At 43.2% G+C, this 16,223-nt stretch carries 15 protein-coding genes and 1 pseudogene; 3 read left to right on the top strand and 13 right to left on the bottom strand.

Annotated features, from left to right (window positions below):
* From ACKPQ5_RS10850 to ACKPQ5_RS10820, 7 genes are all read right to left on the bottom strand, one after another.
* Positions 1–281: 3-keto-disaccharide hydrolase (locus ACKPQ5_RS10850; RefSeq protein WP_407679129.1), on the bottom strand; the 281-nt coding region annotated here is incomplete at its 3' end.
* 96 nt (positions 282–377) lie between these two features.
* Positions 378–1,517, bottom strand: a complete 1,140-nt coding sequence (locus ACKPQ5_RS10845; protein ID WP_407679128.1) for a M20 family metallopeptidase — start codon at positions 1,515–1,517, stop codon at positions 378–380.
* Between the two features lie 163 nt (positions 1,518–1,680).
* Complete coding sequence (locus ACKPQ5_RS10840; protein WP_407679127.1) at positions 1,681–2,301, bottom strand: 3-keto-disaccharide hydrolase; 621 nt, start codon at positions 2,299–2,301, stop codon at positions 1,681–1,683.
* A gap of 6 nt (positions 2,302–2,307) precedes the next feature.
* On the bottom strand, positions 2,308–3,282 hold the full coding sequence (locus ACKPQ5_RS10835; protein ID WP_407679126.1) for an NHL repeat-containing protein: 975 nt from the start codon (positions 3,280–3,282) through the stop codon (positions 2,308–2,310).
* 11 nt (positions 3,283–3,293) lie between these two features.
* Positions 3,294–4,541, bottom strand: coding sequence for an outer membrane protein assembly factor BamB family protein (locus ACKPQ5_RS10830; RefSeq protein ID WP_407679125.1), 1,248 nt, complete (start codon positions 4,539–4,541; stop codon positions 3,294–3,296).
* 16 nt (positions 4,542–4,557) lie between these two features.
* The gene (locus ACKPQ5_RS10825; RefSeq protein ID WP_407679124.1) at positions 4,558–5,388 is read right to left on the bottom strand and encodes a HEAT repeat domain-containing protein; all 831 of its coding nucleotides are present in this window, start codon (positions 5,386–5,388) and stop codon (positions 4,558–4,560) included.
* 19 nt (positions 5,389–5,407) lie between these two features.
* Entirely contained in the window at positions 5,408–6,664 is a 1,257-nt protein-coding gene (locus ACKPQ5_RS10820) for a Gfo/Idh/MocA family oxidoreductase (protein ID WP_407679123.1), read from the bottom strand.
* Between the two features lie 175 nt (positions 6,665–6,839).
* Between ACKPQ5_RS10820 and ACKPQ5_RS10815 the strand changes: the two genes are divergently transcribed.
* The 3 genes from ACKPQ5_RS10815 to ACKPQ5_RS10805 all read left to right on the top strand — a co-directional run bounded on the left by ACKPQ5_RS10815 (position 6,840) and on the right by ACKPQ5_RS10805 (position 8,177).
* Positions 6,840–7,073, top strand: a complete 234-nt coding sequence (locus ACKPQ5_RS10815) for a type II toxin-antitoxin system Phd/YefM family antitoxin (RefSeq protein WP_407679122.1) — start codon at positions 6,840–6,842, stop codon at positions 7,071–7,073.
* Positions 7,073–7,459 carry a type II toxin-antitoxin system VapC family toxin gene (locus ACKPQ5_RS10810; protein WP_407679121.1) on the top strand — a complete coding sequence of 129 codons (387 nt, stop codon included), beginning with the start codon at positions 7,073–7,075 and terminating at the stop codon, positions 7,457–7,459. The genes ACKPQ5_RS10815 and ACKPQ5_RS10810 overlap by 1 nt, the downstream gene beginning before the upstream one ends.
* A 232-nt stretch (positions 7,460–7,691) precedes the next feature.
* Positions 7,692–8,177 carry a CIA30 family protein gene (locus tag ACKPQ5_RS10805; protein WP_407679120.1) on the top strand — a complete coding sequence of 162 codons (486 nt, stop codon included), beginning with the start codon at positions 7,692–7,694 and terminating at the stop codon, positions 8,175–8,177.
* On the opposite strand, the gene ACKPQ5_RS10800 is transcribed toward ACKPQ5_RS10805, so the two are convergent.
* The 6 genes and pseudogenes from ACKPQ5_RS10800 to ACKPQ5_RS10775 form a co-directional block, all read right to left on the bottom strand.
* Positions 8,174–9,598, bottom strand: coding sequence for a sulfatase family protein (locus ACKPQ5_RS10800; protein WP_407679119.1), 1,425 nt, complete (start codon positions 9,596–9,598; stop codon positions 8,174–8,176). The genes ACKPQ5_RS10805 and ACKPQ5_RS10800 overlap by 4 nt on opposite strands.
* Positions 9,595–12,180 carry a hypothetical protein gene (locus ACKPQ5_RS10795; protein WP_407679118.1) on the bottom strand — a complete coding sequence of 862 codons (2,586 nt, stop codon included), beginning with the start codon at positions 12,178–12,180 and terminating at the stop codon, positions 9,595–9,597. The genes ACKPQ5_RS10800 and ACKPQ5_RS10795 overlap by 4 nt, the downstream gene beginning before the upstream one ends.
* A gap of 17 nt (positions 12,181–12,197) precedes the next feature.
* Positions 12,198–13,631, bottom strand: coding sequence for a sulfatase family protein (locus tag ACKPQ5_RS10790; RefSeq protein ID WP_407679117.1), 1,434 nt, complete (start codon positions 13,629–13,631; stop codon positions 12,198–12,200).
* Positions 13,632–13,673: 42 nt separating this feature from the next.
* Complete coding sequence (locus tag ACKPQ5_RS10785) at positions 13,674–14,375, bottom strand: 3-keto-disaccharide hydrolase (protein WP_407679116.1); 702 nt, start codon at positions 14,373–14,375, stop codon at positions 13,674–13,676.
* Positions 14,376–14,407: 32 nt separating this feature from the next.
* Positions 14,408–15,904 (bottom strand): hypothetical protein, encoded by a 1,497-nt coding sequence (locus tag ACKPQ5_RS10780; RefSeq protein WP_407679115.1) that lies wholly within the window; start codon positions 15,902–15,904, stop codon positions 14,408–14,410.
* A gap of 18 nt (positions 15,905–15,922) precedes the next feature.
* Positions 15,923–16,223: pseudogene (locus ACKPQ5_RS10775) on the bottom strand (arylsulfatase); the annotation flags it as partial.

The raw sequence follows: 16,223 nt of genomic DNA, 5'->3' as shown, positions 1-16,223 counted from the left end.
CCACTATTTCCCGGTTTAGGGAGGCACCATTCAAGTTGAAGTTCGAAGAATTGATATTTTTCTTGGGTCATTAAATCTCCACCGATTTTGCCTTTTTCTTTTTTTAATTTGATGACCTTGTCTTCAACGGTCCATGCGTTTCCAGGTTTATCTTTATTGTAGCCACGGAAATTATTTAAGTTTTTACCGTCGAAAAGAATATCCCAATGGTTCGATTCCTCTCCGTAAGAAGGTAAATTTATAAGCAGGAAAATAGAGAATAGAAAAAATGATTTTATCATAGTGATGAATTTGAATGATAAATTGATCTGGAATCAAAACATTTTTCGAAGTTTTAAGAAGTTTTCAAATTCGAGAACTCTAGGTATAGAAAAAAATTAGGGCATATTTTTTAAAAATACACCGATTATTTTGTAGGCTTTTTCCAATTGTAAAATATCTATAAATTCATCTCTTGCGTGTGCTTGTGCAATATTACCTGGACCAAAAACAACTGCCGGAGTTCCACCCATTGCGATTGGAGAGGCATCTGTAAAGTAGGATACCCCATGAGTTTTTCTTTTTTTGGATGCCCGTAGTAGAGTTTGAACGAAGGGAAGATTTGGATCTGTATCCAAGGGTAGGCATGGTACAGAACGAGTGCTCGAGAAATGGGGGATGGGTAGTTTTTGTTGCCGGAATAGAGCCATGAGTTCTTTTTTGATTGAATCCTCATTCTCTCCGGGAATCGTTCGTCTATCCAAATCAATGGTGCATTGGTCGGCGACAATATTGGGTTGGTTGCCCCCCGAAATTTTTCCTATATTCAGCGTCGGAGAACCGAGTAACGGGTGGGTTCGCTTGCCTAATATTTTGGGGTAATCATGAAATAGGGTTTTTAGAATGGGAGTCATGGCTTCGATTGCATTTTTACCATTCTCTGGAGTGGCACCATGTGCAGCAACGCCTGTGGTTTTAAGTTGTAGCCACGAGTTACCCTTGTGGGCAGTGACTACTTTAAGCTCAGTGGGTTCGCCCGCAATCGCGAGGTCGGCTTGAGGGCCAGACTTAGCTAGTTTTCGAGAACCTGCCTGCCCGAATTCCTCATCGACTAATCCCACGAAGATAACTTCTGTGCTCAGCGGTAAGGGGCCGTTTTTCGCCAGATCACAAAACGCCTGAAAGAAGGCAGCCATTGAACCTTTCGTATCGCATGCTCCTCGGCCATGTAATTTACCATTTTTAATTTTTGGTTTAAATGCATTTTCTTCAGCCGGTACCACATCCATGTGCGGAGCTAACATAATCCGCGATTTGATTTTACCCTTGGGCTTTAAGCGAAGAAGAATATTTTTCCGACCCGGTAAAACTGCCTGTCTTTGGATTTCTATTCCTAATTTGCCCGCTTGATCGGCAAGAAGGGTAGCAACCCCTTCCTCTCCGGTTAAGTTCGAGTTCGAGGGGCCAAGGGATGGGTTTATACTCGGTATAGAGACAAGATCTGAAAGTAATCGAATGACCGGAGATTTGCTTGGCATGAAAAAAGAATTTGGCTGAACTTTAAAAAGGGCAAGCCTGAATCATGTCATTGCGTAGCGATTTAATATCCCATCGCACACGGGGAACTTTCAGTTGTACTATTTAGCAATGACAAGAAACAAGAATTTCCCTTCACGCTTTGAGCCAGAATCTTCCATCGTGCTATAGTTCCTTAACCGAAATATCCTGGAAATCAATTTTCATGTTTCGACTTCCGTGCAGTTGGATACCTATAGGTCCTTTTTCTTTTGCCGAGGATGATTTATACTTCATTACCTCCTCTTCCTGTAACCATACGGTGTAATTTTGACCAACTGCTCGTATGCGCATTTGATTCCAATCTTTTGGTTTGAGGAGTTTTTTAATATTCTTGGCCTCTACTGGATAACCTTTACCCGGAATGTATGGAGAGCAGGTCATATCTCTCTTGAGTGACCCGGAAATTCCAATCTGGATCTGATCTGAATTTCTTAAATGGATTCCTGAATCAATGGTTCCCTCAATAAAACGAAATCCCAAACTAACCTCAAAGTCTTGATATTCCTTTTTAGTCCAGAGCACCGAGCCCTTCTTTTTGCTTCCACTTCTTACTTCAAGGATATCATTGGTTACCTGATACCATTTTGAAGCCTCATTGCCTTTAGGGACCTTCCATCCCTTGAGTCCGTGTTTGCCTAAAAGATCGGATGATTCTTTAGATATATCCTTTTTTCCTAAAAGCGAAGAAGAGAGAAGACATAATACAGATAAAGTACTTATGGCTAATCGGGTATTTTTTTTCATGGTAACCTAGTTTACAGCAAGGTTAAACCTGTGAACCCTTCCGGTAATGTTCCATTCCGCAACAAAGATATCACCCTTGGCATTACAGGTTATACCATGGGGCGCAGTGACAATGCCTTCGCGCCATTTTGTCGGCGGAGTTCTGTTGGTTCCTATTTCGTCTTTTTTGCTGTTTCCCCCAACTTGGGCATAGATATTGCCTTTTTTATCAAGGATAGTCACCCGTCCGCGCAGTTCTCCAATAACCGCCCAGTCACCATGAATATGAACGCAGGCTGGAAGTAAAAGGCCTTCTTCCACCACTCCAATGAACTTGCCATCGAGTCCCAAATGGACCACTCGGTTGTTAGCCCGATCCATCCCAATAATCCGTGCTGGGTTGAAACGTGAATCTATGACCAGTTTGTGGAGGGTGCGAAATCCATAGGGTGCATTCTTTCCACCAAACGAGTTTAAATACTTACCCTTTTTATCAAATCGGTGAATATGATCGGAAGAATAGCCATCGGTCAAAAAGATATCTCCATTTGCGGATACATCTGCACCAGTCAACCGGACGAAAGGTTTTCCGTCTTTGCCTTTTCTTTTGAATTCATCGGGAATGGAAGAGGCTGGGATTTTCAAAGCAGTTTTACCGTCGAGAGTCAATTTAAGGAGTTCACCTCCACCCACCCGAACCGCATAAATAAATTCCTCTTTTCCTTCTTTTTTAATAACGAAGCCATGCAGATCACTCGGAGCATTGGGAACATTACGTTTCCACTTTCCGTTATCTCCATAAACTTGCAAGCCGGCCTTGGGGTCGCCCACACTTACATAGATGTCACCATTTGAGCTTACCGCAATATCACCATGCATATTTCCGACTTTATCACGATTGTCGGGAAGCTCTAACCAATTGGGCTGAGATTTCCATGCGTCCTTAGCGAACAAGGACAAAGCGTTAAAAAGTAATGTGGTTAGGAGGATCTTTGATTTCATTAATTTAAAATTTATTTATAATCGGGATGATCAAAGCGATATAAGTTTTTCTTGGTTCTCACAAGCAGGGAATTACCCACAACAGCAGGAGATGCCATACAACCCTCATCTAATTTATTGCGACTCAACACTTTTAGACCCGATGGGTCAGGTTTAAAAACAACACAGTCTCCATCGCTTGAAAAAGAATAGATCTTTCCATTTGCATGGATAGGGGAAGAGGCACATTGACCTTTCACGCCCAGTCGTTCGGCCCAATACACCTCCCCAGTCTTCGGATTATTACAGGATGCCACCCCTTCGTCCGAAACCATAAATAAATATTCTCCCAGTAAAAGAGGGGATGATTTTTTGGGTACTACTTTGCGACGATTCCAAACCAAGTGGGTTTTGTCCACATCTCCTGAACCTCCAGGTCTTATGGCCGACATCGAGCCCATTCCACAGAACACATACACCATGCCATGTCGATAGATGGGACGCGAAGAGGAATTCATTCCACCGGTTCTTACCGTCCAGTATAGATCTCCATTTTTTGGATTTCTTGATTCGGTGGCCACTGCACCGGGGCTTATTAATTCTTCTTTTCCGTTATGGGTGATAACACTGGGCGTACAGTACGCTTTTTTTCGGTCACCATTATTGGTTTTAAAGTCATAAGCCCGATCTTTTTTCCAAACCGTCTTACCTGTTTTTTGATCCAAGCAGACGATGTATTGTAAGTCGTGCCCGTCAAAATGTATGATCACATTTTCTTTGTGGGTTATTGGAGATGCTGCAGCACCGCGAAAATGATCACATTTAAAATCTCTGCGTTCCCAAATTTTTATTCCACTTTTTAGATCCAGTGCTGCAGTTCCATGTGTTCCGAAATGAACAAATACCAACTCACCCTCTATTACAGGAGTGGGTGTCGCATAGCTATTCATAGGATGACAGAATTGGGGTTCTTTGTTCTCAAAGACTAATACTTTTTTGATCTGCTTACCGGTCTTCCAGTCCAATTGAATAGCCCACATTTTATATCCGTCCTCCTCAGCGTTTGTAATCCAGACTTTTCCATCTTTGACAACAGGGGAGGACCATGCTTTGCCCGAAATAGGCGTTTTCCATGTCAGATTTTCGGTTTCAGAGAACTGGACTGGCAGTTGAGAGTTTTGAGCGTCGCCGTCTCCATTTGGACCGCGAAATTGATTCCAATAAGTGGGTTTAGCCTGGATTAAGGCTACTGGGAGCAAGAGGAGAAAGATTATTCGCATAACTAGATATTCAGGTTTACTTTAATTGTGCCAACCCACGGTCGGCTGTTTCACGAAGGTAAGCATCTTGTTTTTCAGAATGCGATTTTTTTATTTTAATGTAAATGGCTTTGGCTTCTTTGCTTTGACCATTCTTTGCAAGTTTTTCAGCCAGTTCAAAACAATATGCTGTCGCTTTAATACGGCCCCAGCCTTTTTCTTTAAGCGATTGGGAAAGCATTAATTCGGCGTCCTTTGCAGAGGAAATTCGCATTAGACCCCAGATTCCTGCAAGTCGAATTTCCAGGTCGGTATCTTGCATTGCGGAAAGGAAGAATGGGCGAGATTTTTTGTCTTGGAGTAGACCGAGTCCTTGCAGAATTGTGATACGTGGAGCACCTTTTGCTAAAGGATAAGCCGTACGGAAATGGTCTATGGTTAGGGACCCAATTGCTTCCAGGGCTTGTGCTGAGTATTCATAGAGATGTTCCTCAGAATCGTTTAAAAAATAAGCAATAGCCTCTGCCTGCTTGGCCCCTCCACAAACCTGTAGTTGGCGAATAACAAAACCTTTAACAGCTTTAGGGCGGTCGTCGGTCAGAGTACTTGCGAGTGCTGAGGCAAAAGAATTTCTCTCTATCTCCTTACCGGTTCCTCCCACTCGAATAGCGGTGGCGTGAATCGCGTGTCTTGGGCGGATATCGTCGCCGTTTCCTGGTTCGAGAATGAGGTCAATTATTGCCCGGGTTATCTTCCTTCCTCCTGAGATAATTTGTTCGACTGCCTGTTCGCAGGCTTCTTTGTCGATATTACGAAGAATTTTTCCTTCGGGTTGGGGAAAGGCATTTAGTATTTCCTTGGTATTCATCTTAAGTATTTATTGGGTATTAGATTCGCCAAGGGGCACTCATGGGTGGATTAAGAAAACGATTGGCCTCGTTGTCGTTGATAAAGACTTCTTTGTCAGGGTCGTACTTTAATTTTCTACCCAGACGGATGGCCAGATTAGCTAAGTGGAGAATACAGGCTGCCCTGTGAGCCGCTTCGGGATGACCACCTGCTTGTTTGCGTTGTTTGACCGCTTCTCCGAATGACAATAAAGGCTCGGGGTCAGGCATTGATTTAATCTTCTCTTGATCATCCTTGGACAGGTCATCCAGAGAAACATCCCGCACTGGATGACGTTCGTAAGATGGGCCCCATTCTCCGCTTTCCATAACGAATTTAAATCCGTCGGCATATTTAAGTTCTACCCACGCCCACATTCCCGTGACCTCCGGATGGGATGGTGGGGCAAATGGAGTTATTTCAACGGGACTAGTATGATCCTTGGCATAGGTCCATTGTTCGGGGTCGAAGTGGTGTTGTCCCATATCACACATCCCTCCGCCCTCGTAGTCCCAATACCCACGATGTGTACCGCCTGTCCGTCTGCTTTCGTAAGGCTTCCATGGCGAGGGACCGCAGTAAAGATCCCAATCCAATGTGTCGGGTATGGTTTGTGGTCCAATTCCGGGTGTCCCACTCCACTGCTTTACTTTTAATCCACCTTTTTTCATCCTTACCGCATTGCAGTCCTTCATTAGACCGCTGGACATGATTTTGTGCTTGAGGATAGATGCTTTATCCTTGCTTCGGTTAAACCTACCAAAAGTACCAATTTGATAGATTCGCCCATAACGTTTGAAAGCATTAACAACCGCTCTGCCTTCAGCAACAAAACGAGTCATCGGTTTTTCGCAAAGAACATCCATTCCCGCTTCTGCCGCAGCAATTGAAATGCTTGCATGCCAATGAGGCGGGGTCGCAATCGCAACTAGATCGAGGTCCTTTCTTTCGAGCAAGCGACGAAAATCCTGGTATGATTCTGCCTTACCCTTGCTACGGGCAAGCGAAAATCTTTTGGCTTTATTTGTGTCCACATCGCATGCCCCCACAAGTTCAACATCCAATCCCTTGCATAATTGAGAATAGGTACCTGGACCCCTTCCGCCACAACCTATTAAGGCGGTACCGAATTTTTCAGAGGGTGGAACATGAGGTGCACCAAAAATATGCCTGGGTAATATAGATGCTGCGGTAGCACCGGTGGCAGATTTGCTCAGAAAACTACGGCGGGTTTGAGAATAAGGTATTTTTTTCATCTTTCTATAGTTTTGAATCGAAGAATCTAAAAATTACTCATTCGGCAGATAAAAAAGCAAGGCTACATCGTCTCAAATTTCGATTTTAATACATTGACCCTCCAGCAATGTCAGATTTGAAGCAAATAAACATAATATTATTTGACTAAGCTAATAAATTAATTAGCTTAGTTATATGTACACCGTCCACTTTGCAAAAACAAATCTGTCTAAATTACTTTTGCAGGTAGAGGATGGAAAGCAGGTTGTGCTAGCTCGGGGGAAGAAGCCAATTGCTCGATTAGTTCCATGTTCTCAACTGCCCAACGAGCAAAGACCCGAAGTCGGAACCGTTACCTCCAAACCCATTAAGATTGTTGAAAAACGCGAAGTCGCGGGCAGCGTGGGTGATACTGTTGTTTATTTCTAATGCGGGTACTACTCGACACTTTCCCTTTTATTTGGCTGACTTCTGAGCCATCTAAATTAAGTAGACTGGCCAGTGAGGTTCTTTCAGATCAAAAGAATGAGTTTTATTTAAGTGATGCATCTGTTCTGGAACTTTCCCTTAAATATAATGATGGTAGTCTGGAAATGCCTGTTACTCCAAGGAGATGGGTAAAGGAGCAGGTTAAAATTTGGAATATCAAATCGATTGGAATGACCCGTGAGTATTGTTATCGACTCGCGGAACTTCCCTATCACCATGACGATGCGATTGATCGGATACTGGCTGCAACTGCTTTAGCCGAGGATTTGTACCTATTGACAAATGAGGAAGAACTGAGCAAATACCCAGTTTCGATCCTTTGGTAGCATAAGTTAGCTTAGATACATAGTATCAATTAAAGATTTTCGTTTTGCTGATTTACGTTCATGACAAGAGTCGTACGAATGCTTACCTTGACTGTATATTTATTGAGAGTAAGTTAATATAATGAACTATTTATCAACGAGTTTCTCTCACGGTTACCTTTTAATTACCTTTTTTTGTCTCGCGTGTGTTCCTTACTCTTTGGCTATCAATAAAAAGAAAAAACAAAAAGAAATGGAAAACCTAATTTACGATTTCACTGAAGACAATCCCGCTACGAATTGGATAACTGTGAATGATAATGTAATGGGGGGTCGTTCCGAAGGTGGCTTTTCTTTCAAGAAGAAGAGGTTAATTTTCTCGGGAACTACCAATACGAATGGTGGTGGGTTCTCTTCTATCCGTACAAATCCATCAGATTTCAGTTTGGGTGATAAGGAGGGTCTACATATTCGGTACAAGGGAGATGGTAGAACCTATAAATTGGGCGTTCGTATGGAAGGGAAGTCTGTTTCTTACCGCTCAAATTTTACAACCGGAAATGGTTGGCAGGAGGTAAGGATTCCTTTTGATGAAATGGATGTAAGCTGGCGGGGGAGGCCGCTGTCAAAAGATGAACATCCACTGATCAAGTCTAAGATCCGTAGTATCGAATTTATGATCTACGATAAGCAGGATGGACCGTTCACACTACAGGTCGACTGGATCAAGTCGTACTAGTTTTTCTTACCTTTTTTGCTAGCAACCGATACAAATCCCTTTTCAGTATTGATGGGATTGCTGTCTGCTAATTCCTTTAGTTTAGCCATTAAGGCAGATTTGAGTCTTCCCTGAACTTTCTTGTGATTTGGACTACCCGCTAAATTTTTCATCTCAAATGGATCTTTTTGTAAATCGTACAATTCAAACTCGTCCCGGTTATGCAATTTATGGACGAGTGCTTGTTCCATTTTGTTTTTATCTGGTTTTGCCACCCAGGAACCAGTCGGATTGAGATCTTTGGGTTTTGTTTGGGTATCCTCAATCATGTTTAGGTCCTGTGTGAGCGTAACATTTGATGTTATGGATTTATGATTTGGATTATAAATCAGGGAGTATCTTTTATCGCGAATGGCCCGGATCGGATAGATGCGTTCCCGATTGTCAATGATTCGACAATTCGTAAAGGCCCCGTAGACATATTGATGTATCGGTTCCTCCACACCTTTTAATAAGTGAAGGAAGTTTTTTCCATCAACATCACCTTTTTCAAGTTTGCCTCCCAGACTTTCGACCAAGGTTGGGGTAATGTCCGCAGTGGTTACTAATTCTTCTACGACTGAGCCGGGTATGGAAAGAGTGGGCCAGTGGGCGACCAATCCCGTGTGTAAGCCGTTATCATAGCAAGTCCATTTCGCAAAGGGGAGCTGGGTTCCCTGTTCGCTACATACCATGAAAATGGTATTTTTCCATAGATTTCTTTTTTCCAGTTCCTTGCGCATCATTCCAACTAAGCGGTCAAAATTGGTGATCTCTGCGTAGTATTGAATCATAACCTCCCTCAGTTCTGGCGTATCAATCCAATAGGGTGGAACCGTAATTTTTTTGGCGTCATATGCTGAGGGGGCACCTGTGGTGAATGGAGCGTGAGAATCATGAGATCCAATAAATAAACAAAATGGATCTTCTTTTTTTTCACAGTCATCCAGAAATCCCTTTGCCTTATCCATGATTTCAGGATTGGCATCCACTTTTTTACTTACCTCTCCAAGGCGCTCAAATGGATAGCATTCATTTGGGCCCACGTGGGATTTGCCGAGCAGGGCAACCCGGTAACCGAGGGGGTTCAGGTAATGAACTATACTTTTGGTTCCGGAAACTGATTTTGAGTGATTGGGTAGAGTACCGGTTCGCCAGGGGGATCTTCCACTGTAAAGTTCCTGCCTGAAGGGGGCACACATGGCTACCGTGCAATAGGCACGATCAAATCGTGTTCCATCCCTGGCTAATTGATCGATGTTTGGAGTCTTACAGTCTTTTCCGCCGTATGCACCCCAGGTGTCCCGGCTCATATCGTCAGCTAAGATGAATACAACATTTTGCTTTGCGGATGCTGACAGTGCAAAAAATGTGAAAAAGAGGAGGGCTATCTTATTATTCATTCGTAAATGAGTTGAGCGGTTGCTTTAATTTCCTTATCCGTTTTGAAACGAATCCAATGGGCGGCGAATTCATCGGGGAATTGAAAGGTTTTCTTCTTTCCCGCTTTTAGGGAAAAAGTTTTGTAGGGGTGAAATCCTGTCCAATGATCGATGTCAATTTCGGCTGTGATCGTACAATCCTTATCTGATTCTAGAATCAAAGTTTTTTGATCATATCCGGTCATCAGGTAAGGATCCGATGGTTCATTCGCTTTAACCTTTGTATTTTTCCAGGGACCGCCAACTCCCACTGGTTTACCAAAATCCCATAGTTCATCGATTCCACCTAGCCAGAGCGATGTTTTTCCGTCTGGGGAATTAAATATACGGGAGGATGGGGAAGTATTGGACTTGAGTCCTGCCAGTACTAGCAATCCATTCCAGGTGGTGAAATCAGAGATTTGTTTATTGTGAGTGCTGACCGGTCGCATTTTAGTGTAAAGAGGAGCCTGTCCCACAATCCAAAAAGGAACTTCGTAGAAGGTTCCATGTATGTTAGCGAGCATTCGTTCCGATTCAACCTCTCTGTGCATTCTCGGATGACCAAAGGACAGAGAATTGTCGTAAACCGAAGGACCTTTGGGTAGGCGAAGAACGGTACGGTTTCCCTTTTGTCCCACAATGGAGCGATTTTCTTTACTGATTAAAATGACCGATGCCTCATCAACTGAGTATTCCATTTTTGGAGTAAGGAATTCCCGTAGGGTTTTCTCAAGTTCCTTGGGACCCCATCTCTTAGAGGCTTCAGGACTGATGCATTTGCTTGCAATAGGTTCTTTGTTTAAACGATCGAATTTGAAAGTTACATGATCAAAATCGTAAGCATTTCCATCTGAACTGAGGACGGAAAGGTGGCGGTTATGAGCATTTGGGAAGAGTAGGGCAGAGCGAGGATTGGCTTCATCATAATCCGCTATTGATTGAAATAGTTTATCTTCTTGAGCCGAACTGCGATAGCTATCATCTGAGAACTGAAAGGATACAGATGCATTGCAGGTTTTGTCGGTAACAACCCGAATCCATTGACCTTTAAAATCTTTGGGGAATATATGAGATGTATAACCACCAGTCTTAATTTTTTTATATTTTTCAAACTGCCCGTTTCCTTTCCGGTCCACCTCCAGAGAGAAAGTGACAGGACGGTCCGAAACCAAGTGAACGATTCTTTGAGGAAAACCGTTAATCAGGAATGGATCGGAAGGAACATCACCCTCGACCCGATCATTCATGTAGATCGACCCTGCTGCGTTCCGTGGTCCCCAACTTTTCAAATCCTCAAAATCACCGAACCACAAATTGGATTGAGGTTGCCCGACTAGAGGGTTTCCCTGAATACTTGCCTCATCGGTGGCCAGAACCACTTTCCCATTCCAAAAACAAAAGTCGGGTATGTAGCGAATATGGGAGCCTATGGGTTCCAAGCCACGACAATTTTGGGAGCTGAAATCTTTCGGGAAGTTAAAAAACATGCCATGCATATCCATCAGCAAATCCTTTTGGCCGATATCCCGAATTCTCGGCCATTCGGTAAACCAACCGTGTGCAGCATCATTATTCAGGCATCCCTTGGGCAGGAGGAATGTGGTGAATTTTTCATTTTCCATCACCTGTAAACGAAGAGATCTTTTATCCCAACCGATGGCCCAGACTGGATCGTTCTTGCCTTTTGACGTCGGATGCACGCCTTGTGGGCCAATTACTTCGGTGTATTGTCTGCGTTCAATCACTTCCCATTTTTTACCATCATAAGTGGCAAGACACCCGCGGTCTTCAGAGCTTTTTTGGGTGTACTCCTTGGATACCTGCCAGAGTTCAGGTTTATCTAAATGGCCACTCATCGCTTCCCCGTTATTGCTGACCACAACTTTTCCCTGGGAGGTAAAGCCACCCTTACCATGATATCCGGGAATGGGGTCATGAAAGAGTTTTTTAAATTCCAAGGTATTTACATTTACCTCATAGAACATATTTTCCATATCGTAGAGGTATACATAGTTCTCCGGATCCTTGAGGTGCCGCATGAATGCAGTGACCCGGGCAGGCATTTTGGATGGGCTAATCGCACGGACTTTTCCCCTGGCATCGATCACATAATGTCCAATAAACAATTGCTTGGATTCCTCGTGAATCATACGGGCTGCAGGGGTTCCTCCCACACTTTCAGCATGGATGGTCATGGTCATATTCTTGTCTATAGAATAGAGCTTATGATCGGACCCTCTTGGCTTATGGGGAGCATAGGTGATCATCCATAAGTTATCGGCCCAAGGAATGATTCCCCCAATCCCGCATTCCTGATGTCCATCTTTAAAAAACTTTCCATCTTTACGGCTTTGCGAGTAGGTCGTTAGGTGAGGGTAGATACCGGCAATCTTGCGGGTGCCCGACATTTGTACAACTTGTTCTTGTCCTTTAACCGTTCCCAATAAAATCTCGGCCGATCCACTTGAAATATTTTGATTCTTTACGAATCTCTCCTTTGCTTGAGCGTATGAAAATATAGATGATGCAAAAAGGGCAAATAAGATAATTCTTGGTTTCATTTTAATTATATTCGAATTTATTTCCTGTCTTTCCAAATGTTGACAGGGACATCATTTTTTTGAGTTAACCCGGGAGTAGACCTTCCTTGTTCTACTTGAGATTTCAATAATTGAGTAAGTTTTTTTAAGACATCTGGTCTTTTTCCAGCCATGTTGGTCCTTTCACCTATGTCTTTGTCCAGATTGTATAGTTGAACACTGGAGTTGCCCAATTTTTTGAGCAACAGTTTCCAGTTTCCATCCCGAATCGAGAAGTACCCTTTAATATCATGATGAATGATATTTTTTCGAACCTTGGATATAGTATGATCATAGATTGAAGGTAAGAAACTAATACTATCCTCAGCTACATTATCAGGTAGATCTACAGAGAAGAAATCGCTAAAAGTCCTCATCATATCGGTTAGACAGATCAATTGATCGCATTTTGAACCCGCTTTGACTACTCCCGGCCAACTTAAGATAAAAGGTACACGGTGTCCGCCTTCCCAAAGGTTTCCTTTTTTCCCCCGATACGGTCCGCTTGGACGATGAGTTGGTGCTCGTTTTTGAGTTTGGCTGGACAGATGAAAAGATCCATTGTCTGAACTAAAGATTACCAGAGTATTCTCCCGTATGCGGTTTCTTGTAAGTGCATCTAACACCACGCCGACGGAAGCATCGGTCTGAGTCACATAATCTGCATAATCACCTAGTTTTGTGGATCCTTTAAATGTTTTACTGGGAACAAGAGGGGAATGGGGGGAGTTTTGCGGAAAATAGATAAAGAATGGTTTACCATTTTTAGAATCCTCCGCTTTTTGATCAATATATTCGGAAATCGCACTAGTAAGATTAGGAAGCATTTCTACAGGATTTATTTCCTCAATAATGCGATCATTCTCAATTACACTGCTCATACTTCGTGCATGGTTAAATCCATAATAAGAATCAAACCCCCGTGAAATCGGACCCCCCATCACCTTTGCTCCTACAGGAGCTTTTGATAAAAGAAAACCATCCAGGAGTTTTTTTCGTTTCGTATTTCCATTATTTGGCACTTGATAAGTAAGCCCTAAGTGCCATTTGCCAAAAATTGCAGTGTGATAATCTTGTTCCCTAAAAAGGTGACCCAGGGTTTTGCGTTCTGGGGAAATAAGTGGGGCGTCTCCTTCGCCCAAAACAAAAGTTTGTAATCGGGTGCGCCAATTGTATCTACCGGTTAAGAGGCTGTACCGCGACGGTGTGCAAACAGAAGAACTGGTGTGTGCGTCGGTATAGGTCTGTCCTTCATTTGCCAATCGATTAAGATGGGGAGTTGGGATTTTCGCGTATTTTGGATCAAGCACTTCAATTTCACCGTACCCGAGGTCATCTGCAAAAATAAAAACTACATTTGGTTTGTTATTGGCATACAGGGAGCAAATTGAACCTAGCAATAAGGGGAAAATATTGGATTTGCGAAAACTCATGTTACAAGAAGACTACTCCGCAAAATTTTAAAATTTAACGAACTAGTCTCGTTTGGTATTATCTTTTTTGACAAAGCCTTTAGGGGCGAGAATTAGAAGTTTGTTCAATTCGGTCTCATTCATTCCAACCATTTTGACTTGGGGGTTTCTTTCCAGAGTGAGGCCTTGATAAATAACCTTTTGGGGCATACCTCCATGAACCTGTAAAGAGATTTGACCCTCGAGCTCTCCAATTGGATCGCGAAGTGCCACGGTGATTTGATCGTTGATCGCCAGCCAGATCCGATGACCCACTGCGAGAATTTCATACTTATTCCATTTTTCGGGATTTAGGTGTTTCCCGGCAGTGTCTTTATTCTTTGCCAGAATTTTCCTTCCGTGCTCATGGTAGAGGGCACCCCACCAACCTTTTCCAATGTCTGCCTGATAGCCAATGGCATGACCATTAGACTCACGTCTGGAACGAAATTGAATACCGGCGTTGGCGGCAAAGGGAACCTGTTTAACTTGAAGAGTGAGTTTGAAATCACTTACTTTCTTGTCGTACCAAAGAAATTGATTTCCTGGAATTTTTTGGTCTCCCTTGGTTCCCACAATGGCACTATTCTGCACCGACCAGTACGACATATCCTCCGCACTCCATCCGGTCAGGTCTTTACCATTAAAAATAGTCTCATTGGCAGAAAGAAGCCCCGTTGCCCAAATGAACAACAATGAAAGAAGGGAAAATTTTAGCAGTTTCATAAATTTTGCAGATGATTTCATTTGGTGTGAAACTAGTCCTTAAAAGACAGTTCCAAACTTTCAATCAAAGGCTTGGAAGCATTGGAGGTCACATCACTGATCTTGACTTCGACCTGGAACCCGTATCCATGCGGTAGACCCGCAAGGTTTAGTCTGGCCGGGGTTTTCTTGATTTGTTTTGAAAAGCCCTTGATGTAGTCATAACTTTCTTTCATCTCTGACCATTCACTCCATTTGTCGATCTTACCGTTATTGGTGGTATCCACTCCGACCCGAGATTCCACTTTTTCAACCCATGGACCGTTGCTTACATAATCCTTTGCAGTCTGTGTGATGAGGTAGAATTTCCCCTCTGCAAAACCAATATCCGGGTCGGGGTGTCCCCGCCCGATTTCACCGCAGAATTCAAAGGATTTATTAATATCCGATGAAGTAAACCAAGCGATTCTAATTTTGTCGTTAGCGGGATGAAAATCACAAAATAAGTAATACTGTCCACCGATACTTATAGCAGCCCAGTCGCCATAGGCATCCTGCTCGGGTTGATGGATTTCATATTCGGCCACACTGGTGGGAAATCTTTTTGGGTCTTCTTTCGTCCAATGTGGGTGATTATATTTGGCCATCTTTCCCGTCGGCTTGGTCCGGTGATCAATAGCCGGATCTAAAATTTGGAATGGGTGCATGCCATTTGGGCTTATAGAATGACCAGCCAGAGGGGAATCCCATGAATGCTTTCCTGCATGAATCGGGCTCCAGTCTTCATAAATGATATGAAATTTTCCATCAAGGTCCCGAATGACTGCACAGTCTGAACCGTCAGATGGGTCGGCAAAGGCGAGTCCCATGTTTTTGCCCGGTTTTCCATCGGTCAGGTCATCATCAATAAAAAGATGGGGATCCTGATCGTTGGGGAAGTCGTAGTAGATGTAGGTTTTGCCTCCGACCTGTTCGGCCGTTGTCGTCCACCTTGCAAAGCCTGGTGTAACCGGGCCGTGATGTACCCAGTTTTTCATATCCTTACTTTGCCAGGCATGATAGCCTCCCAATCCTTTCTCTAAACCGCCAGGTGCATTGAACTGGTTTTCATCTGGAGTTGTTTTAAGGGGAACATCGAATCCCTGGAGCTTGGCATTCTTTGCTTCAAATTTACCGGATTGTTTACCTTTGGATGGTCTTGGCGAGTCATAACGGCCAAATATCCAGTAATCCTTGGGTCCTTTTGCAAGGAAGACGGGTGCATCCTTAAGATTGGACGGGCCAACGCCAGGAACTTCTTCCCAGTTTTGCCAAACAGGGGACTGGTGAATGGTAAGAGATTGAAGTGATTTTTTACTTTTGAATTTCTTTAGCTTTGTTTTGAAGTGACCGGCTTTTTCCTTGGGGGAGACTAGATTGTCTTTAATGACGATTCCTTTACTCGATTGAATATTCTTTTTCCATTCTGTTTGGCTCTTAATTTTCCAGCTTTCGGAAAAAAGAGAGGCTGTGACGGTAAGGGTAAGGGATATGATTGAATAAAGTTTCATGACTATTTTGTAATTGAATTAGTTTGATTTTGATATGGTGAATCCTTTAGGAAGGTAGGATACCTCTCGGTCATTAGGTACTTTTTTTCCCGAAGAACTTCTTCCATTTTTGACTTCCTTGTCGAGTAGCTCAATTAGCTCTTTTACCTTTGCTTTGTTCTTTGCCTGAAGATTTTTTTTCTCACTTTTATCCTGCTTCAAATTAAATAATTGAATGGGGGGCAAGCCTTGCTTTTTTGCCTCATTTTCCTTTGGAGCACTCCATCCACCACTTCCTGCGGAAAGGCAAAGTTTCCAGTCTCCCTGCCTGATAGAGAAG

Source organism: Candidatus Seribacter sulfatis (assembly GCF_964187635.1).
GTDB lineage: Bacteria > Verrucomicrobiota > Verrucomicrobiia > Opitutales > Seribacteraceae > Seribacter > Seribacter sulfatis.
This window is presented reverse-complemented; position numbering and strand designations above follow the sequence as displayed.